The sequence below is a fragment of the Tabrizicola sp. YIM 78059 genome, assembly GCF_004959785.1.
Lineage (GTDB): Bacteria > Pseudomonadota > Alphaproteobacteria > Rhodobacterales > Rhodobacteraceae > Tabrizicola > Tabrizicola caldifontis.
Genome location: NZ_SJZH01000056.1, coordinates 1 through 790, shown reverse-complemented (window position 1 = coordinate 790; position 790 = coordinate 1). Strand labels below are relative to the sequence as shown.

Annotated in this window: 1 protein-coding gene; it reads right to left on the bottom strand. The window is 65.9% G+C overall.

What is annotated here, in order from left to right; translation table 11 throughout:
* Positions 1-190 precede the first annotated feature (190 nt).
* Positions 191-790, bottom strand: a 600-nt coding sequence (locus EZM81_RS17995) for an IS5 family transposase (RefSeq protein ID WP_136646738.1), incomplete at its 5' end; no start/stop codon positions are given.

The window sequence follows — 790 nt, the reverse complement described above, 5'->3', positions numbered from 1 at the left end:
CGATCCACGGCGCCCCGGCACGGCTGCGCGCATAGACGGCGGCCTTGCCTGCCGGTGGTGGCGACGGCGCTGCAGCGAGTCCCGGCAGGACCGTAGGCTGCGGCAGTTCCACCTGACCACTTGTCCGTTCGATACGGGCTCTGTTGCACAAACCGGCTGCTGAGCGGACTTCCCCTTTCCTCGGACAGACTTATCCCGCGACCTCTGTGAGGGGTGTGCCGAGTGCGGTGAAGCCATTGAGCACGGCGACACGGACCTGGAACTCTGCGACCTGACGGTCGAAGTCCCGCGCGCTCAGGCGCTGCCCCAGCAGTTTCACACAGTGCATCTTGGTCTCGGCACGGCTTCGACGGTGATACCCGCTCCATCGTCGCCAGATGGTCCGCCCGACGCGCTTCGATGTCCTCAGGATGTCGTTGCGGGCGATCGCCCCGGCGGTGTCAGGCTTCCAAGGCTTGGCGTTCTTGCGGGGCGGGATAATCGCGGCGGCACCGCGGACGGCGATGGCGTCGTGGCACTTGCGGGTATCGAAAGCGCCATCTGCCGTGACGCTGGCGATCTCCTGGTCGGGTGGTATCTGGTCCAGAAGTTCGGGCAGCATGGGCGCGTCACCGACGTCGCTGGTGGTAAACTCGGCCGCGCGGATTTCCAGTGATTTCTCGTCGATCCCGATGTGGATCTTGCGCCAGACCCTGCGCTTCGTGCCACCATGTTTGCGGGCGTTCCACTCGCCTTCACCCTCGACCTTGATCCCCCTCGCCGGTTCGCTCGAACCGGTGGCGCTCACCGG